Genomic DNA, 18,896 nt, shown 5'->3' with positions numbered 1-18,896 from the left:
CGACCCTCTATTCCCTATTCCCTGTTCCCTGTTCCCTACGCCCTGCGCCCTACCCCTTGAACCCTATGCGCAAGTGCGTGTTGTCGCAGAAGGGCTTGTTGGCGGAGCCGCCGCAGCGGCAGAGCGCCATGCGCGTGTCCTCGGCGATCAGCGTGCCGTCGATCGTTTCCAGGCGGATGTCGCCGCGCAGGTAGAGCGGGCCGTTCGGCACGGGCAGGGCGACGGGCGGCTCGTTCGGCTGCTCCTGGGCGCCGCCGTCCAGCCGGCGGAAGTGCAGGGCGCCGCTGGGGCAGCGCTGGATCACGTCGGCCACGTGATCGGCCTCCGCGCCCTCCAGCACGATCCAGGGCCGGCGGCGCGGATCGAACACCCGCGGCGCCCCGGCGATGCAGCGGGCCGAGTGGATACAGCGGCTCGCATCCCAGTGCACCTCGATCGCGTCCGTGCTGTAAACCCGTATGTCCGCCATGACCGTCGCTCCCCGAATCACCACCGTTGCTTCTGGCCGTATGATACGCAGCCCAGCCCGCTTCACGCTCAGCCGAACAGGCGCCGCGAGGCCAGGTCGGCGCCGGCGCGCAGCGCGCGCAGCTTCTCCCAGACCAGGTCGTCGGCCACCATCTGCGCGCCGGCGGCCGTGTCAAAGCCGCAGTCCGTGCCGGCCAGCACGCGGCGCGGATCGCCCACCGCCTGCGCCGCGCGCTCGATGCGCTCGGCCACGACCTCGGGATGCTCGACGTAGTTGGTGGTGGTGTCGATCGCGCCGGCGATCAGCAGCATGCCGTCGGGCAGCGGCTGCCGCGCGAAGCAGCGGTACTCGTGCGCATGGCGCGGGTTCGCCATCGAGAGCAAGAGGGCGCCGGCGTTGGCGCGGTAGAGCAGCGACAGGATCTCGGCCAGCGGCACGTCGAAGGTGTGCGGGCCGCCGTAGTTGCCCCAGCAGACGTGCAGCCGCATGCGATCGCGCGGCAGGCCGGCCGTCGCGCGGTTGATCGCGGCGATCACACGCTCGACAAAGGCGAGGAAGTCGGCCAGCGGCCGCTCGGCGAAGTAGACGTGGCGCTCCATCGCCAGGTCCGGCGCGTCGATCTGCAAGAGCCAACCCTGCGCCACGATGCGGCCGTACTCGACCGCCAGCGCCTCGGCCACGGCGTCGAGATAGGCCTCCAGCGAGGGATAGTGCTCGTTCACCATCGCCGCCGCGATGATGCCGGGCGAGGGCACCGTCATGAACGCCTCGGCAAACGGCGCCGGCTGTTCCGCCAGCGCCTCGGCAAAGCCGGCGCACTCGCGCTCCAGCGGCCCGCGATCGCTGTAGGCCACGGCGCCGATCGCCTTCGGCGGACGGACCAGGCTGACCCGCTGGCGCGAGGCGGCGCCGGCGAGGAAGCGCTCGCGGTAGCTCGGGTAGGCCTGCATGTCCTTGAACGGCGGGCGCTCGGCCTCGCCGCCGAAGCCGCTCATGCGCCGGCGCACGTAGGTGAAGAAGCTCTCGCGCGCCTGCTCGCCGTCGTTGCCGATGTCGATGCCCGCCTCAAGCTGCCTTGCCACCACGCGCCGCGTCGCCGAGCGCACCGCCGCTTCCAGCGCGGCCGGATCGACCGTCTCGCCGTGGCTCTGGCGCACGAACAGCTCGACCAGCTCCGGCGGGCGCGGCAGGCTGCCGGCGTGCGTGGTGAGAATGCGCGTCTCGCTGCGCAGCATGGCTTGCGCCCTCCATGGCGTCGGAATGCCGGCGCGCCGCGCCCGCGCTTACGGCCGCGCGAGCTGGACGTCCACGATCGCCGCCTGCCCGGCGCGCACGCGCTCCAGGCCGCGGCGCAGCGCCGGCAGGACTTCGGCCGGCTCTTCCACGCGCTCGCCGTGGGCGCCGACCGCCGGCGCCAGCAGGTCGTAGCGCGGCGCCGGCGCCAGGTCGATGCCGATGAACTCGTCCCGCGCCACGGAGTAACCCTCGGGATAGGCGGCGACCAGCGGCCGCTTCGTGGCGTTGTAGCAGGCGTTGTTGAAGATCACGGCCAGGAACGGCGCCCGCTGCTGCTGCGCCGCCCAGAAGGCCGCCAGCGGCTCGCCGAAGACGAACGAACCGTCGCCCACCATCGCGATCACCGGCTTCTCGGGGTTGGCCAGGCGCACGCCCAGCGCCGCGCCCAGCCCCCAGCCGAGGCCAGAGCCGCCGCTGCCGAACCAGCGCCCCGGTTCGTTCGCCGCCGTTTGCTGCCAGAGCACGCCGCTGTTGGTCACCGTCTCGTCGACGAAGAGGGCGTCGGGCGTCTCGCGTGAAAGCTCGCCCAGGCAGTGCGCCAGCCAGGCGGGCGCGATCGGCGCCGCGTGCTCGGCCCGCCGCGCCGCCGCCTGCCATTCCGCGTGCTGCTCGCGGTGGTGCGCCTCGCAGTCGGCGCGGCGGGCGGCGATGCGGCGCCTGGCCGCTTCGTCAACGAGCGGCTCGGCGTACTCGGCCAGTAGCTCGAGGGCGCGGGCGCTGTCGGCGCGGATCGCCTTGGTGAGCGGGAAGCTCCAGAGCGGGATGCGCTCTTTTATTGGGTCGATATCGATCTGGATCACGGCGGCGTCGGGCGCCGGCGCGGTGCGCGTGGGAATGTAGGGCACGTCCTGGTCGAGCACCAGCACCAGGTCGGCCTGCTCCAGCCGCCGCGAGACGTCGTAGCCCTGGTGCAGCGGATGGTCGGAGGGGAAGTTGACGCGGGCCCTGTTCTCGACCACCGGCAGCGCCAGCAGCTCCGCCAGCCGCACGAGGCCGCGGAAGCCCGCCTCCGTGCGGCCGCTCTGCCCGGCGATCACCAGCGGCCGTTCACTCTGCACCAGCCGCCGGGCCACGTCGCGCAGGGCGTCGGGGTCGCCGGCGCCCAGGCGCACGGGCGGCGCGGTTTCCGGTCTGCCGCCGCCGGCCGCCGGGGCGCCGCCCTCGGGCATCGTCTGCATCAGGTTCTCGCGCGGCAGCGTCAGATAAACCGGGCCGGGCGGGTCGCTGGCGGCGATCTGTAGGGCGCGGGAGACGACTTCACCGATCTGCTCGGAGCGGCGCAGCTCGTAGTCCCACTTCACGTAGTTGCGCACGATGCCGTGCTGGTCCATCTGTTCTTGAAGCCAGTGGATGTAGCCATCGCGGTGGCCGCGCAGCGCCGGATCCGTCGTGTAGGGGGCGCGGCCGGCGCAGATCAGCACGGCCGCGTGGCCGCGCTGCGCGTCGTGCAGCGTGCCGCCCAGGTTCTGCGTGCCGACATCGACGTGGACCATCACCGCCTGCGGCCGTCCCGTGGCGGCGTAGTAGCCGTGCGCCGCCGCCAGCGCCACGACTTCGAACAGGCAGAGCACGGTGCGCGGCGCGGGCTTGCCCAGCGCGGCGCACTTCGCCAGCGCCTCCTGCACGGGAAAGGTGTCGGTGCCGGGGTTGAGAAAGAGGCACTCGACGCCGTGCGCGATCAGCGCCTCGACGAACGCCTCGGCCGTCTCGGCCGTCTGCTCGGCCAGCGCCGTGCCCGTGGAAAGCCTGGTCTGCCTGCTCGCCGCCATCGCGTTCCCTCCCCTGTTCGGGGCATAGCGTACTAGGGAACAGGGAATAGGGAGTAGGGAATAGAGGGCGGCGGTTGGCGACCGCCGCGGTCCAGCCGCGACTCATCTCCCCCGCGGTGGCCCGGAGCGCGCAGCGTATAATCTGAGCGGAGTACTGCTGTTCAGGAGTATGCGCCTTGACGACCACCGACCTGGGCCTGCCGGCCGTGGGAGACGGCAGCGGGCTGGAGCCAGACCCGCGGATCTATGCGGAGGAGCTTGAGCTGGCCCTGCGCAACCACGCCATGCCCCTGGAGGGGTTGCGCTACCCGGTGACCCCTACCGGCCTCCACTACACGCTCGTGCACTACGACATCCCCCTGGTCGATCCGGACGCCTGGCAACTGACACTGGACGGCGCCGTGCAGAGGCCGCTCAGTCTCTCGCTGGCGGCGCTGCAGCGCCGCCCCGCACGCACGCTGCGCGTGACGCTGGAATGCGCCGGCGACGGCCGCGCCCTGCTCTCGCCCCGGCCGCTCAGCCAGCCCTGGTTCTACGGCGCCATCGGCACGGCGGAATGGACCGGCACGCCGCTGCGGCCGCTGCTGGACGAAGCCGGACTCGGCCCGGACGTGGTGGATGTGCTGTTCACCGGGCTGGACCGCGGCATCGAGGGCGGTGTCGAGCAGGACTACCAGCGCAGCCTGCCGCTGGCGGAAGCACAGCACGACGACGCGCTGCTGGCCTGGGCGATGAACGGCCAACCGCTGGAGCCGCAGCACGGCGCGCCCGTGCGCCTGATCATCCCCGGCTGGTATGGGATGGCCCACGTCAAGTGGCTGCGGGCGATCACGGCGCTGAACGAACCGTTTGCCGGCTACCAGAACGCCGTGGCCTACCGCTACAGCCAATCGCGCGCGGAAGTTGGTGAGGCGGTCGCCCTGATGCGCGTGCGCTCGCTGCTGGCGCCGCCCGGCATCCCGGACTTCCTGACCCGCATGCGCATCGTGGAGCGCGGGCCGGTCCAGCTCAGCGGCCAGGCGTGGTCGGGACGTTCGCCGATTACGCGGGTGGAGGTGAGCACCGACGGCGGCGCTTCCTGGGCGCCGGCGGGGCTGCGCTCCGCGGAGCACCCGCACGCCTGGCAGGCGTGGCACTTTACCTGGGACGCCGCCACGCCCGGCGTCTACGAGCTGCTCTGCCGGGCCACGGACGCCACCGGCGCCGTGCAGCCGGTGGAGCAGGCGTGGACCGCGCGGGGCATGGGCAACAACATGGCGCAGCGCGTCCGCGTGCGGGTGCGCTGAGCGCGGCGGCTCGCGGCGGCTCGCGGCGCTCAGCCGGGGGCGTCGGCGTGGCGCCGCGGCGCTCCATCGGCGGACAGGTCGAGGGCGCGCTGGATGCCGGGCGCGAGCAGCCGCTCGATCGCCCGGTCCAGCTCCGCCGGCGTGCCCGGCAGGTCCGCCTCCAGCCACCAAACCAGCACGCCCAGCACAGCACTGACAAACGCCGTCACCACGAGCTCGACCTCAACCGCCGGCCGGCCGCGGTGCCGGGCGATCGCGCTCTCCAGGTGTGCCCGCAGCGGCGTGGCGAGCATCTCGCGCAGCAGCCGCAGCAGCGCGGCTCCGTCCCGCGAGCCCAGCAACACCCGGTACAGCCGCCGGTGCTGGGCGGCGTGCGCGAACAGCGGCTGCAGCAAGCCGACCCCTGTGCCGAAGCGCGCCACCGTCTCCGGCGTGATGCCGGCCAGCTCGCGCTCAAGCGGCTGCCGCAGCTCCTCGAAGATGCTGAGCAGCAGCGCCTCCTTGCCGGCGAAGTGGGCGTAGAAGGTCGCGCGGCCCACATCGGCACGGTCCAGCACCGCCTGCACGGTCACCGCCGCATAGCCCCGCTCCTGAACCAGCGCCACCAGCGCATCCTGCAGCAGCCGGCGGCTGCGCAACACGCGCCGGTCGCGACGTTCGCCAGCCACCGCCGGGCCTCCCCGTTTCCGAACGCTCGCCGTGCACCGTTCGCTACGGAACGGCGGCAGCGGCCTGTGTCTTGCCGGCGTGGCGCTCGCCGCGTAGCGTAAATACCGAACGACCTGTTCAGTATCGCCCGTCGCGGGGCCGCCCGGCCAGCGGGCGAAGCTCGCTCTTGCATCTCGCTCTTGCATGAGGAAGACGATGACGAGTACACACGAGCCCTACCTCAAGGCGGCCGGCTCGGACCGCCTAACACGGTACTACGACCTGATGGCCCGGCTGGGCATGCGCGAGCGCCGGCTCAAGAACCGCGTGATCGACCTGGCTCAGCTTGCGCCCGGGCAGAGGCTGCTGGACCTGGGCTGCGGCACGGGCACGCTGGTGCTGATGGCGCATCGCCGCCAGCCGGACGCGACGGTGATCGGCGTGGACGGCGACCCGACGATCCTGGGCATCGCCCGGCGCAAGGCGCGGCGGGCCGGCATTGCGGTGCAGTTCGACGAGGGCATGGCCTACGCGCTGCCCTACGCGGACGGCTCGTTTGACTCCGTGGTTTCCACGCTCATGTTCCACCACCTGACGCCGGACCAGCGGCAGCGCACGCTGGCGGAGGTGCGGCGCGTGCTGCGCCCGGGCGGCCGGCTGGTGATCGGGGACCTGGCACGGCCGCACAACCGCCTGATGCGCCTGGTTCGGCGGCTGACGTTGGGGTTGCAGCGCCACGGCAGCTCTCTGCACGCACACGGCGCGCTGCCGGCCGAGCACCCGGCGGCGCCGGATGCAGCAGCGCCGGACGGCGACCCACAGGGCGAGATCACGCTGGAAGCGCTGCTCGCGACGAACGGCTGGCGCAGAGTCGCGCCGGCCGAGCGCCAGATGTCGCTGATCGGCACGATCGCGATCTACGCGCTGGCCCGCCCGGAGTAAGGCGGCGCGCTCCCACTCTCGGCAGCCAGCGCGGCGCGGCGATTCGGCCACACCAGATGCTTCACGCCCGGCACGCCGGCCGCGCCGCCGGGCAACCAACCAGCGTCCGGCGGTGAACGGTGCTGGTGGCTGCGGACCTGAGATGGTGGCGAGATCACGTGCCCTGCCGGCTGGACTCCAGCCGCTCGAGAATCCACATGCGGACGAGCGTCGTGGGACCGATCCCTTTCTTGTGCGCCTGCTCGCGCAGAGTCGCGAGCGTCTCGGCGTCGAGACGGATGGTGATGCCTTCGGAAAGGTTCCGGGCAAAATGAACCTTGACTGGCCTGAGCTCGTCCAGGTAGTCGGTCACGTCATGCGTATCCCAGAAGGCCGCCTCTTCTTCGCGCGAAGCGAAGGCGGGGATGCGCTCGGGAGTTGATCGGTCACGCTTGGTCATGGTGTGCCATCGCCTTTCTGCACGGCGTGATAGACGCGCTCCTTACGGCTCGCGGGCCGAGCGGTAACTGGGTAGTAGACGCCGCGGCCCTGCGGAGCCAGGACGACCGTGAGCACGCGGCCGCCGGCCGTTGGCCCGACGGAGAGGATACGTCCCGAGTGCCCGCTCAACATCTCGGGGTCACCGTGGCAGACTTCTTCAACTTCGTCGGGAGTGACCGCCTGCCGAGCGATGTGCGCGACATTCCAGCCATCCCACACCAGTCTGCGAACCGTCAACATACAGGCAAAGTGTAACGCATTGCGGTACAGGGCGCGCGTCCGCAACGGTCATGGGGCGCAGCGGTTCTGCCTTCGACCTGGGAGGATGGCGGATGGAGAATCTTGCCGAGGGATTGGCCGCTGCATCGCCCCCCACGCCCGCCGCGCCGCTGTGCTGCCGGATGGCGTGAGGCCGGCGGCGGGTCAGCCGCGCGCTGGCAGCATCACGGTGGCGGTGGCGGGCGTCGTCACGCCTTCGCGGTCGTTCTCCGCCCAGAGGTCGAGATCGACGCGGCGCGAGCCGTCTTCGGCCGTGTACTTGCGCGTGACACGGCCGCGCAGCCGCATCGTGTCGCCGGGGCGGTTCATGCGCCGCATCTGGTAGCTGAGGCAGCACACCCAGCCGTCGATGCCGGCGAAGTCGGTGAGCAGGCGGGCCAGCGCCGCGCGCGTGAAGCCGGTGTTGACGAAGATATCCTCGTGGCCGCCGGCGCGGGCGAAGGGCCGGTCGTGATGCACGGCGTAGAAATCCTGCGAGCCCGAGACCTGCTCCACGATCTTCGTCTCGCTCAGATCAAGGTCGAAGCCGGGCAGATCGTCCCCTGCGGAGACATCCTCCCAGTAGCGCTGGGCGGGCGCGGCGGCGGTGGTCATGGCGTCTTCCTCGTCCTGAGTCAGGCGTCGGCGGCGACGGCATCGGGGCTGCGGTGGGTGAGCAGCGTGTTGCGCGTCACGGAGACGAGCTCGCCGGCCGCGTTGGTGACGCGGGTCTCGAACACGATCCAGACGGCCTGCGGGTCAAGCCGGATCGGCTTCTCATAGACGTCCACGATCACCATTTGGCTTGCGAGCCGCTCGCCCACCCTTGCCGGGCGCAGGAACTCCAGCGTTTGGTTCATGTTGATCAGCCGGTCGCCGCGGGTCGGCACCTGGCGGATGAACGCCGCTCCTTCCGTGGAGGGCGGCCAGGCGCCGCGGCCGGCGAAGTAATCCGTCAGCGTGGGCGGAGAGATGACGCCGCCGAAGCGCGTCGTCGCGGCGAACTCCGGATCGAGGAAGAGCGGATTGCGGTCCTCGACCATCTGGCAGTGGCGGCGGATCGGGTCGTGCTCGACCGGGTAGCGGCCGGCGGTCACCGGCGTCGAGCGCCCGATCCACTCGCGCCGCACCACCTCGATCTCGTACACACCCGTCACTGCCGCCATGCGCCGCGTCTCCAGCTCGTTCGATCGCGTCCGCCGCCGCGGCGGCATGGTCAGGCTACCGCCTCCGGCCGGTGGAAGATAGCCACCGGCGGCGCGCACCACCCTGCGGGGCGCGTTGCCCCGTCGTCGATGCGTCCTCTGCCGTCTGTGGGATCGCGTCCGGGCATGGGGACACGGAAGGCAGCGTGGCGCCGGCGTCGTTCTGTGCGCCTGAGACTCACCGGTACGGCGAGTCAAAATGCAGGACAAGCGCTACCGGTAGCGCTCCGGCAGGTATTCGGTGACCTCGTTCACCGAGTCGCAGGGGATGCGCGCCATCTCGGCGTGCTTGCGCAAATCCCCGGTGCTGGCAGCTTCGTAGTAGCAGGTCATGTGCCTGGCGGCCGCATCGTAGTACGAGCGCCGCCAGGTGAGACCGGTAAAGAGCGGCGCACAGGCGACCGCGCGGAAGGCGGCGGCGTCGATCTCCTCCGCGCTGACGTCGCCCAGATCTCGCTCGATGCGATACAGCGCCATCACACTGCCTCCCGCCGCGGCAACCGATCCGACTCGATGCAAACAAAATGATAGCACGAGTGGATACATCTCGCGCGGCACAGCGGTCCGCACGAGGGGTGCTGGGAGACAGCGAAGCGGCGCCTCAGCCGGGGGGGCCGAGCGGTTTGAGCATCCGTTCGACATCGCCCGCGCGCACGCGCAGCGCCCGCAGACCGGCGACGCGGCGGGCCGGCAGCGTGCCGGCGCGGATCCAGGCGCGCACCGTCTGCACGTGGACCTGCAAGTAGTCAGCGACCTCTTCCGGGGTCATGAGCTGTTCCAGCGAGCCGGCGGCGCCGTGGGGTTGCTGCAGGTAGCGCTCGATCTGTTCCGGCGTCACACCCAGCTCGCCGAACACCCGCCCCGGCAGCCCTTCGCCCCAGCGCATCAGCGCGAGCAGCAGGTGCAACTCGTCGATCTGCGTGCGCTCGCTGCGCCGCACCTCCTGCATCAGCAGGCGCGAGAAGCGGACGAAATCCTCCGAGGCGGCGGCAACCGGTCCGGGAACGGCGTTGCGCTCCACCAGATCCTCGATCAGGCGCACGTCGATGGTGATGGGGCCGAGCGTGAAGTAGCCGAAGCGAGCCATTCGCCGCAGGAAACTGAGAAAGAAGAGGTCGGTCGTGTTCTCGCAGCCCAGCCGCGCCGCGATCGCATGCACCTCGCGGTTGATCTGATCGACGAGGGTGCCGGACTCCAGGGCTGCATCACGATCCGACATGCCTTCATTCTCAGTGTTTGCAAGCTCACATGCAAAAGCGGTCTGCGGCGCGTTGATCTTCTTGACAGCAACGGTTCGCTCATCTAATAAGAGCGTATAACGTTGTCTGGCGTAGTGTAAAGGCGCCACGCGGACGACGCCGCACAAGAAGGAGACGACCGTGACCACGGCTGAAGCCCCGGCCTCCCCGCTGAGCCAGGAGTTGCTCGACGGCTGCGCGAGCCGCGCCGCCGGCTACGACAAGGAGAACCGCTTCTTCACGGAGGACTTCGAGGCGCTGAAAGAGGCCGGCTATCTCAAGATGGCGGTGCCCAAAGAGTTCGGCGGCCTCGGCATGAGCCTCGCTGAGGTCTGCCGCGAGCAGCGCCGCCTCGCCTACTACGCCCCCGCCACCGCGCTCGCCGTGAACATGCACCTCTACTGGACGGTGCTCGCCGCCTCGATGCGGGCGATGGGCGATCCCTCGACGAGCTGGATGCTCGAGGAAGCAGGCCAGGGTGAGGTCTTCGCCGCCGGCCACTCCGAGTCCGGAAACGACCTGGTCGGCATGGCCTCCACCACCCGCGCCGAGCGCGTCGACGGCGGCTATCGCTTCTACGGCCACAAGAACTTCGGCTCGCTGTCACCGGTCTGGACGCGCCTCGGCCTGCATGCGCAGGACAACGACGACCCGACTGGCCCGAAGATCGTGCACGCCTTCTTGCCGCGAGCCACGTCGGGCTTCCGCGTCGTCGAGACCTGGGACACGCTCGGCATGCGCGCCTCGCGCTCCGACGATACCGTTCTCGAGGGCGCCTTCGTGCCCGACCGCTATATCGGCAGCGTCACGCCGGTCGGCTTTGCCGGCGCCAATCTGTTCGTGTTGTGTCTGTTTGGCGCCGCCGAGCCGACGATCTCCAGCGTCTACCTCGGCATTGCCGAGCGGCTGCGCGACCTGGCCGTGGCCAGCGCCACCAGGAAGACCTCGATCGCGCTGGGCGGAAAGTCCATGGCCTACAACCCGATGATCGAGTACATCGTCGGCGAGATCGGAATGGAGATCGAGGCGATGGCGGCGCACCTGGAGCGCGTCGCCGATGACTGGTCGAACGGCGTGGATCACGGCGGCCTGTGGCCGCTGAAGCTGGTGGCGATGAAGTGCCGCGTCACGGAAGGCGCCCGCCAGGTGGCGAAGCTGGCGCTCGACGTGGTGGGCGGCGGCGCCATCTTCCGGGGGCAGGAGATCGAACGGCTGTTGCGCGACGTGACGCTGGCCACGATCCACCCGGCGAACTCGGCGCTGGCGCACGAGGTGGTCGGCAAGTCCTTGCTCAGCACGCTCGGCCAGGAGCCGCGCTGGGGCTGACAGGGAACAGGGAAGAGAGCAGAGGGAAGAGGGGGCCGCTTCAGCCCCCCTCTTGCCTGCGCCTCCCGATCTTTGGCTGGGAGCCGCTGATGACCACCACCACCCAACCGTCCGATAGCGTCCAAGCGTCGCCGCTTGACGCCGCGCGCGCCCTGGCGCCGCTGCTGCGCACGCTGGCGGACCAGACCGAGCGCGAACGGCGATTGCCGCCCGAGGCCGTCGATGCGATGCGCCAGGCGGGCCTCTTTCACCTGACTGTTCCCCGCGATTTGCACGGCCTCGAGGCCGAACCCTTGCCGCTGATGCAGGCGATCGAAGAGGTCGCCGCGGCCGACGGCTCCGCCGGCTGGTGCGTGATGATCGCCGCGCAGAACGCGGCACTCGCCGGCTTCGCGCAGCGGGAGGCGGCCATGGCCATGGTCGGCGCCGGCGGCATCATCGCCGGCACGGCGCGGCCGATCGGCCGCGCCGTGCCCGCAGACGGCGGCTGCGTCGTGAGCGGGCGCTGGCCCTTCGCCAGCGGCAGCAGCCACGCCGACTGGTTTGCCGGTGAATGCCTGCGCTACGAGGGCGGCGGCGACCAGCCGCAGCGCGACGAGGCCGGCAACGCCGTGAGCTACATGGCCTTCCTGCCCCGCGAGCAGGTGACGGTGCACGACACGTGGTTTACCACCGGCCTGCGCGGCACGGCGAGCAACGACTTCAGCGTGGACGGGGTCTTCGTGCCCGATGCCTTCCTGCTGCGCATGATGCCCGTGCCCTGGCACCCGTGGCCGTTCTACCGCACGCTGGCGCTGATGTTCACCACGCACGGAGCGCACGCGCTCGGCCTGGGGCGAGCGGCGGTGGAGGCGGCGGTCGAGGCGGCGCGGCGCAAGATCGGCTGGGGCACGGACCGGCCGCTGGCGGAGCAGGGGCGGCTGCAACTGCAAGTTGCCGAGGCGTTCGTTTTGGTGGAGTCGGCGCGCGAGCATCTGCACGGCGCCGCCGGCCGCCTGTGGGGAGCCGCCCAGCGGGGCGAGGATCTGGGCCGGCTCAACTCGCGGGTGCGCCTGGCCACCAGCCACGCCGCCACGGCGAGCTGGCGGGCGGTCGACCTGCTGCACGGGGCGCTGGGCACGAGTTCCGTCTTCGCCGGCAGCCCGCTCGAACGGCAGTTCCGCGACATGCGCACGGCGGCCGCGCACGTGATGGTTGGCCCGCTTACCTACGAAGCAGCCGGGCGAGTCGAGCTCGATCTGCCGGCCGGCATGCCGTTCTTCTAGAGCCTGTTTCGCCCTTTCGCATCCGGCCCTGCGCGGCGTTCCCGGGCGGACTCTGCGCTGGAGCGGTCGGCTGCCTCCATGGCCTCGGCCCGGCCAGCAGCGCGCTGCCGTTGCAGTGCCGATTGCTGTGCCGCATGCGGCCGCCGGCGCGCACGGCTCTTGCCGCGTATCACCGCAGCGCGTCGGTGGTCTACCTCACGCAGACCGTGTTCGCGGCCTCACTGCGATCATTCCGTGTGCAAACTACACTTGTGCAGGGGTTCAAGACCAGCTTGCAGTTCCGCCGCCAGGCGTCCCTCGAACTGCGATCGCCAGTCTTGATGCGAGTCATTCCTCCAGCCCATGCAGCGGCGTCGCCGCGCCGGCAGCCGGGTGAGTTGCCGTACGGGCCAGTGGACCCAGGACCGCGCGGGTGCGGCGCACGGTCCGCCGATGGGGCAACCCTCCCTCACCGGCGCCCACGCATTCCGTTGAGCCTGCGTTCATGCAAGGAGGCAAGCCATGCATCGCCTTGTTCCGACCGTTTCCCTCACCGCGCTCGGGCTGAGCGCCCTGCTCTCCAGCGCCTGCGGTTTTCAAGGGAGAGGACCCGACATTATCTGCAACATCCAGAGCGGCAGCGCCACGGTGTCGAGTCCGACGGGGTACTTCGGTCCGCCCGACATCTCCGGCGTCAACCGCGCCTACAACCTCTCGGGCAGCTGCGACGTACGGACGAGTGACGGCGACATATTGACGGGAGAGGTTTGGACCGTCACAAACCTCTACGTGTACGACGAATACCATCCGGGGGAGCACGAGGCGCGCGAGGAGATCCGTGGCACGGGCCTCAATGTGCGCTCGGAGTGGAGCTGCGACCTCGACCCGTGGGTGGCGCCCGACGCCCACTGCACTCGCCAGTCCTTCGAGGGCGTCTATCCCCCGGTCGCCAAGAGGATCATCGACGCGAGTCAGGCTGCGCCCGTGAGCGCGGGCTATCTGACCGGCGATGCCCGGCAGAACGTCCTACTGCGGCTGATCGCCGACTACAAGGACAAGGCAGCGCTCTTCCCGAACCCCTGTTTCGGCGATGCCGAGTACACGAGCCTGGTGCTCCTGCCCAGCGAGGGCCAGCAGATCACTTCTCCCAGCTCCGTGCCGCTCAACGTGAAGCGCGGTGCCGCGGACGGCTGCACGGCCGCGCTCGACGGCGTCGATCCGGTCTTCGACGTCGAGTGGGAGTACGCCGATGCCTCGGGCACCTACACGATCGCGCCGCCGATCGTCGCCAGCTTCGACGCCCGCGTCTCCACCCACGCGATCCAGATCCCGTTCGCCGCATTCGCGCCGTACACCACGCCGCAGGCTGTTGGCACCTGGCGGGTACGGGCGCGGCTCAGCCTGCAGCCGAACGCCGTCTGGAGCGACTGGGTCAACTTCACCCTGGTCGGCGTGCCGCAGTCGTAGGGGCCGACTACCCGCACATCTGCCCCCGCCGCCCACCCCACGTTGCCGGGGCGGGCGGCGAACTCCGCGGAGCCAGCGGGGGCAAGCCCTCGCCTCACGTTGGGCAGCCAAATGTCCGGCGCGTCAGCGCCGCCCTAAGCGCGTTATGCTGCACGTGCGGAGGGGGCTCGCGCGGTGCTGCGAACCCCGATTGCGTGGCATGACGCGGACCAGGAGACGTGGCCGTGGCGCAGGTTCCGGTTGAGCCGGAGACGCTGTTGAGCCAGCTGCGGACGGCCGACCTGCTCGGCGCCCTTTCGCTGGCCGCCGATCTCGCCGTTGGGCTGCCCGAAGAGCACGCGGTTCGCGCCTGCTATATCGGTATGCACATCGCCGAGCGGCTTGGGCTTTCAGCCGATCAGCGCGCGGCGCTCTATTACGCCGAACTGCTGATGGACGCCGGCTGCACCGCCTGGACGAGCCAGCTGGCCGTGGCCATCGTCGGCGATGAGATCGTGGCCCGGCGCGCGTTCGTCTACCGCGGCGACGACCGCAACCCGTTCGACGTGCTCAGCTGGCTGAAGGACTATGTGGGCGTAGAGGCTCCGCCCCCGCTGCGGGCGGCACGGGTGCTCGCCTTTGCGCTGCACGGCCGGGCGAACGCGCGCGAGGCGTTTCGCAACACCTGCGAGGTGGCGCAACGCTTTGCGGGGCGGCTCGGGATGCCGGCCGAGGTGCAACGCGCCCTGCTCTCAATCTTCGAACAGTGGGATGGTCACGGCCCGCACGGCGCCCGCGGAGAGCAGATTCCCCTCGTCTCGCGCATCGTCTATGCGACAAGCTTCATCGAGGCGTTCCATCGTATCGGCGGCCGCGCGGCGGCCCTGCGGCTGGCGCGGCGCCGGCGAGGCTCCGCCTTCGACCCCGCGGTGGTCGATGCCTTCCTCGCCGTGTCCCGCGGCGCCGCGTTCTGGGAAGGACTGGAGCAGGAGTCGGTGTGGTCCACGGTGCTCGCGCTGGAGCCGGTGTCGTCCTGGCGCTACGTTGCCCCCGCGCAGTTGGAGGACGTCGCGCTCGCCTTCGCCGACTTCGCGGACCTGAAGTCGGCTTTCTCCGCCGGCCACTCGCGGCGCACCGCTGACGTGTCCGAGCGCATGGCCCGGCGGCTGGCGCTGCCCGCTGCGGAGACGGCACACGTGCGCCGGGCCGCGCTGCTGCACGACCTCGGTTTGGTGGCCGTGCCGTCCTTCACCCTTGAGAAACCCGAGGCGAAGCGCACCGCGATCGAGCGGGAGCGCCTGCGCCTGCATCCCTATCACGCCGAGCGCATTCTCGCGAGCGTCCCCGCGCTGGCGCCGGCCGTGCCGCTGATCGCCGCGCACCACGAGCGGATCGACGGGCAAGGCTACTACCGTGGTCTCTCCGGTTCGCAGATTCCGCTCGGCGCCCGTATCATCGCCGTCGCCGATCGCTTCGACGAACTCACGCACGCTGCCCCCGGCCACCCCGCGTTCGACCCGCGCACGGCGCTGCAGCAACTGCGCGTGGAGGCGGGGAGCAACCTCTGTCCGCAGGCGCTCGGGGCCCTTGATGACACGTTGGCGCTGGGCGGGCCGGCCGCGGCGGCTCAGCGCAGGCAGCCGCCGCGGCAGTGGCCGGCGGGGCTCACCGATCGCGAGGTCGAGATCCTGCGCCTGCTCGCCCGCGGCGCGAGCCGCCGCCAGGTCGCGCAGCAGCTCGTGTTGAGCGAGCACACCGTGCGGCACCACCTGGAGCATATCTACAACAAGGTTGGCGTCAGCACGCGCGTCGCCGCAACGCTGTTCGCCGTTGAGCACGGCCTGCTGCCGTAAAAGGGGCGGCCTTCGTCTCCCGTTCTCTGAACCTGTGCGTGCCTCTCGATCACAGGCGTGAGCCGGCGGTGGGCGCTCCAGCCGGATCGCTATGTCTCGGCCTGCTCCGGTTTCTGCTCAATTTGAGCACAGCGCTCGCCCATGTGCCCGTTGCGCGCGGCGGATCTGCTGGCGCACGGGCGCTGCGTGTACAGCGGAGCGGGGCGGTGGATAGTGTCCTGACGAACCTACCCCCGCGTGTGGGCCGTATCTACCTGAGCGAATGGCGCCCCGCTGCGACGAGCCAGCGATCGCTGGTCAAAATGGGACACTCGTCCGATGCCGGCGCCGCGGCGGACAGCCAGGATCGCAAGTAACGGACGCAGGTCTCACGAGCCAGACAGAGGCGGGCCCGATGCACGAGGACGTCAACGACACCGGCGACGAGCACCGGCGAATGGGCGAAGCGTTGATCGCCGCCGTAGTGAAGCGCGACTTCGCGGCACTGGAAGCGTGCTTTCATCCCGAGATCCGGTTTCGGGCGCTGGTTCCGCCCGGTGTGCGCGAAGCGACGGGCGCGCAGGATGCGGTGGCGTATTTCCAGCGCTGGTTCGGCGACGCCGATCAGTTGGAGCTGCTTGAGAGTGACGCCGGCACGCTGGCCGACCGGCTGCATGTGCGCTACCGCTTCCTCGTCGTGGATGCCGACGGCAGACAGACCGTGGAGCAGCAGGCCTATGGCGACCTGCAGGACGGCAAGCTCGTGCGATTGGACCTCCTGTGCTCAGGGTTCCGGCCGTTCCTCGCTCCGGGCCAGGCGGCAGTCCCGGCCGCGGTGCTGGATGCGATCGGAGCGACCTGCGCCACGCTCACGCCGCTGATTCAGCGCACGATGCGAACGCTGGCGAGCGGCCAGGTACTGGAAGTCTGCGCCGACGAGCCCGAGGCGTGTGAGGGCATTGCCGCCTGGAGCCGGTTGACCGGCAACGCGTTGCTGGCAACGGTTGAGGAGGAAACGGGGCGAACGCGCTTCTACCTGCGCAAGCGAACTTGACAGCCGCCAGGGCTGGAATTGGCCGTGCCTGTGATCGTCCACACCGCAACCACCAAACTGCCGGGCCACGCAGTCATCATCAGTCATCGGTTGAGGGAGACCGCCGTGAGCAAGCTGCTGGTGAACGCAACCCATGGGCCAGAGGACGCGGAGCGGGCGATCCTGCCGTTCGTCGTCGGCAACGTCGCGGCGACGGCCGACCAGGAGGCGGTGGTGCTGCTGACGATCGAGGGCGTCTGGCTGGCGACCAACCGCTGCGCCGGCGCTGTCCAGAAGGATGGCTTTCCGCCGCTGCAAGAGGTGGTGCAGTCGTTCGTCGCCAACGGCGGGCAGATCTGGGCCTGCGGCGCCTGCACGAAACCGCGCGGCATCGGCGCGGCAGACCTGATCGATGGCGCACGCATCGTCACCGCCGCGAACGTGGTCGAATACATGGCCGCCGGCGCCGCGACGCTGAGCTTCTGACGCGGTGCGCCGGGGCACAGTCCGCACGGCGTCCGCGCTGGCGGCATGGGTCGGAGATATACTCGTCGGCCGGCTGGGCGAAGGGAGGGTCTGGTCGTGTCCCGTCGTCTCCGCGCTGCCAGCCTGATGCTGTTCGCGGCTGGCCTGGCTCACTCCGGCTTTGGCGAGCTGCTCCTGCTCCGCCTCATGGAACTGGAGAGCGTGCAAGGATTTCCCGCACTTCCGGGCAGCGACACCCTCGCCAGGGTGTTTTGCGCCGACACGCCGGCGGCGGCGACGCGGACGCTCCGCACCGCCTGGCACACCCCGACGCTGCTTGGCTGGGCATTCGCGCTGCTGCTCGGTCGCTACGCGTCCCGCACAGAACTCGGGGCCGGTGAGCGGTTCGTCGTCAGGACGACCGCCGTCGCTCTCTCGGTGTGCGCCGTCGTGTGGTTCGCCGGGACCAGAGGGAAGCATCCCGGCTGGGCGGCGTTCCTGGTCAGCGCTGTCCTTTGCCGGGTGGCAGCGGGCTGAGCCGTTTGGAGTCTTGCCGCGTCTCTTGCCCGTGAGCGACTGGCGCCTCACGGCCGGGCGGCTCCATGACGATCGCGCGAAACCGCTCCCGGCCGTTTGCAACAGGCTGCAGAGAGGGGGCTTCCGATGGGAGGCAACCCGGCGCCCGTACTTGATCCTCAGGAGTCCTGCCAGCGTGCCATCGCTGCCGGCCTCATCGTCCGTTGCGCGCATCCGCTCAACTGTGAGACGCCGATTCACGCGCTTATCGGTGGGGTTGTGACGCCGAACGCGCACTTCTACGTACGCAATCATTTTCAGATTCCCCGGCTCGATCCAGAGACCTGGCGGCTCAGCGTGGGCGGAGTCGTCGAGAGGCCGTTGAGTCTCGGCCTGCGCGGCATGCGCAGCCTGCGCTCGCAAACGCTCGTCGCCACATTGGAGTGCGCGGGCAACGGTCGCTCGCTGCTGCACCCGGCGGTTGAGGGTGAACAGTGGCAGTTGGGAGCGGTAAGCACGGCCGAGTGGGCAGGCGTGCCGCTGGTGGAAGTCCTGGAACGCGCCGGCATCAAGGCGAGTGCGCGGGAGGTGCTGTTTCGGGGCGCCGACGCGGGATCGCTGGAGACGGAAACCGGCGCGATCCACTTCGAACGCAGCCTGACGCTCGCCGATGCGCGGGATTCGGGGGCGCTGCTGGCCTATGCCATGAACGGTGAACCCTTGCCGGTGCAGCACGGCTATCCCCTGCGACTGATCGTTCCCGGCTGGTATGCGGTAGCGTCGGTCAAGTGGCTGACCGAGATCGAGGTCATCGACCGGGCGTTCCGAGGCCATTTCCAAACGGAGCGGTACATCGTTGAGCGCGAGCAGTGCGGCCGGGCGGTGAGCGAGCCAGTAACGCTCCAGCGGGTCCGCGCCTTGATTACGGAGCCCGAGCCGGGCGCACGGGTCGCACGCGGCACGTTGACCATCCGCGGCGTCGCCTGGTCCGGAGCGGCGCCGATCGCGCACGTCGAGCTCAGCGTTGGCGGCGGCGTGTGGCAAGCGGCTCGCTTGATCGGCGAGCGGCAGCGCCACGGCTGGCAATGGTGGGAGTTGCTTACCCGCGTCGAGCAGTGCGGGTTGATCGGAATCCGCGCTCGGGCAACAGATCTGGCCGGTCGCGTCCAGCCCGAGCAACCCGAGTGGAATCGACTCGGCTATGCGACCAACCAGATTCAGGAGGTGCCGATTCGCGTGGGCGAACGAGGAATCAGACAATGAGGCGGCCATCGGCGCCGCAGACGAGTCATCTCACCCCGGTTAGGGTCTGTCTGATGAATGGACCCGTTGCCCGGTATCCTGTGCAGGAGGGTGTGCACACCACAGGAGCTGGGCATGGTCGGGCGGGGAGAACTGACGGACGCAGCGTGGGCGGTGCTTGCGCCGCTCCTGCCAGGCAAT

At 70.2% G+C, this 18,896-nt stretch carries 19 protein-coding genes; 10 read left to right on the top strand and 9 right to left on the bottom strand.

Features of this window, described 5'->3' with window-relative positions; all coding sequences use genetic code 11:
- Positions 1-49: 49 nt before the first annotated feature.
- From VKV26_05735 to VKV26_05725, 3 genes are all read right to left on the bottom strand, one after another.
- The gene (locus VKV26_05735; GenBank protein HLZ69397.1) at positions 50-469 is read right to left on the bottom strand and encodes a (4Fe-4S)-binding protein; all 420 of its coding nucleotides are present in this window, start codon (positions 467-469) and stop codon (positions 50-52) included.
- 68 nt (positions 470-537) lie between these two features.
- Positions 538-1,704, bottom strand: coding sequence for a cobalamin-independent methionine synthase II family protein (locus VKV26_05730; protein ID HLZ69396.1), 1,167 nt, complete (start codon positions 1,702-1,704; stop codon positions 538-540).
- A gap of 48 nt (positions 1,705-1,752) precedes the next feature.
- Positions 1,753-3,534 carry a thiamine pyrophosphate-requiring protein gene (locus VKV26_05725; GenBank protein ID HLZ69395.1) on the bottom strand — a complete coding sequence of 594 codons (1,782 nt, stop codon included), beginning with the start codon at positions 3,532-3,534 and terminating at the stop codon, positions 1,753-1,755.
- Between the two features lie 197 nt (positions 3,535-3,731).
- Here VKV26_05725 and VKV26_05720 point away from each other — a divergent pair, with 197 nt between their 5' ends.
- Positions 3,732-4,820: a sulfite oxidase gene (locus tag VKV26_05720; GenBank protein HLZ69394.1), complete on the top strand. Its 1,089-nt coding sequence runs from the start codon at positions 3,732-3,734 to the stop codon at positions 4,818-4,820.
- Between the two features lie 29 nt (positions 4,821-4,849).
- Here the strand turns inward: VKV26_05720 and VKV26_05715 are convergent, their stop codons facing one another.
- Positions 4,850-5,488 (bottom strand): TetR/AcrR family transcriptional regulator, encoded by a 639-nt coding sequence (locus VKV26_05715; GenBank protein ID HLZ69393.1) that lies wholly within the window; start codon positions 5,486-5,488, stop codon positions 4,850-4,852.
- Between the two features lie 196 nt (positions 5,489-5,684).
- On the opposite strand from VKV26_05715, the gene VKV26_05710 reads away from it, so the two are divergent.
- Positions 5,685-6,410: a class I SAM-dependent methyltransferase gene (locus VKV26_05710; protein HLZ69392.1), complete on the top strand. Its 726-nt coding sequence runs from the start codon at positions 5,685-5,687 to the stop codon at positions 6,408-6,410.
- A gap of 154 nt (positions 6,411-6,564) precedes the next feature.
- On the opposite strand, the gene VKV26_05705 is transcribed toward VKV26_05710, so the two are convergent.
- The 5 genes from VKV26_05705 to VKV26_05685 form a co-directional block, all read right to left on the bottom strand.
- Positions 6,565-6,849, bottom strand: coding sequence for a CopG family antitoxin (locus VKV26_05705; GenBank protein HLZ69391.1), 285 nt, complete (start codon positions 6,847-6,849; stop codon positions 6,565-6,567).
- Positions 6,850-7,313: 464 nt separating this feature from the next.
- Complete coding sequence (locus VKV26_05700) at positions 7,314-7,763, bottom strand: hypothetical protein (protein HLZ69390.1); 450 nt, start codon at positions 7,761-7,763, stop codon at positions 7,314-7,316.
- A 20-nt stretch (positions 7,764-7,783) separates the two neighbouring features.
- Positions 7,784-8,314, bottom strand: coding sequence for a MaoC family dehydratase N-terminal domain-containing protein (locus VKV26_05695; protein HLZ69389.1), 531 nt, complete (start codon positions 8,312-8,314; stop codon positions 7,784-7,786).
- A gap of 252 nt (positions 8,315-8,566) precedes the next feature.
- The gene (locus VKV26_05690; GenBank protein HLZ69388.1) at positions 8,567-8,830 is read right to left on the bottom strand and encodes a nickel-binding protein; all 264 of its coding nucleotides are present in this window, start codon (positions 8,828-8,830) and stop codon (positions 8,567-8,569) included.
- Positions 8,831-8,954: 124 nt separating this feature from the next.
- Complete coding sequence (locus VKV26_05685) at positions 8,955-9,740, bottom strand: helix-turn-helix domain-containing protein (protein ID HLZ69387.1); 786 nt, start codon at positions 9,738-9,740, stop codon at positions 8,955-8,957.
- On the opposite strand from VKV26_05685, the gene VKV26_05680 reads away from it, so the two are divergent.
- From VKV26_05680 to VKV26_05645, 8 genes are all read left to right on the top strand, one after another.
- Entirely contained in the window at positions 9,733-10,917 is a 1,185-nt protein-coding gene (locus VKV26_05680) for an acyl-CoA dehydrogenase family protein (protein ID HLZ69386.1), read from the top strand. The genes VKV26_05685 and VKV26_05680 overlap by 8 nt on opposite strands.
- An 89-nt stretch (positions 10,918-11,006) precedes the next feature.
- Positions 11,007-12,182, top strand: coding sequence for an acyl-CoA dehydrogenase family protein (locus VKV26_05675; GenBank protein HLZ69385.1), 1,176 nt, complete (start codon positions 11,007-11,009; stop codon positions 12,180-12,182).
- Between the two features lie 501 nt (positions 12,183-12,683).
- The gene (locus VKV26_05670) at positions 12,684-13,628 is read left to right on the top strand and encodes a hypothetical protein (GenBank protein ID HLZ69384.1); all 945 of its coding nucleotides are present in this window, start codon (positions 12,684-12,686) and stop codon (positions 13,626-13,628) included.
- A gap of 224 nt (positions 13,629-13,852) precedes the next feature.
- Positions 13,853-15,460, top strand: coding sequence for an HD domain-containing phosphohydrolase (locus VKV26_05665; protein HLZ69383.1), 1,608 nt, complete (start codon positions 13,853-13,855; stop codon positions 15,458-15,460).
- A 394-nt stretch (positions 15,461-15,854) separates the two neighbouring features.
- Entirely contained in the window at positions 15,855-16,493 is a 639-nt protein-coding gene (locus VKV26_05660) for a sulfurtransferase TusA family protein (protein HLZ69382.1), read from the top strand.
- Positions 16,494-16,598: 105 nt separating this feature from the next.
- Positions 16,599-16,958: a DsrE family protein gene (locus tag VKV26_05655; protein ID HLZ69381.1), complete on the top strand. Its 360-nt coding sequence runs from the start codon at positions 16,599-16,601 to the stop codon at positions 16,956-16,958.
- Positions 16,959-17,054: 96 nt separating this feature from the next.
- Positions 17,055-17,474 carry a hypothetical protein gene (locus VKV26_05650; GenBank protein ID HLZ69380.1) on the top strand — a complete coding sequence of 140 codons (420 nt, stop codon included), beginning with the start codon at positions 17,055-17,057 and terminating at the stop codon, positions 17,472-17,474.
- A 126-nt stretch (positions 17,475-17,600) separates the two neighbouring features.
- Positions 17,601-18,716, top strand: a complete 1,116-nt coding sequence (locus VKV26_05645; protein ID HLZ69379.1) for a sulfite oxidase — start codon at positions 17,601-17,603, stop codon at positions 18,714-18,716.
- The last annotated feature ends 180 nt before the right edge of the window (positions 18,717-18,896 follow it).

The organism is Dehalococcoidia bacterium (genome assembly GCA_035310145.1).
Lineage (GTDB): Bacteria > Chloroflexota > Dehalococcoidia > CAUJGQ01 > CAUJGQ01 > CALFMN01.
Note: the sequence above shows the minus strand (reverse complement) of the source record. Positions and strands in the feature narration are given on the sequence as shown.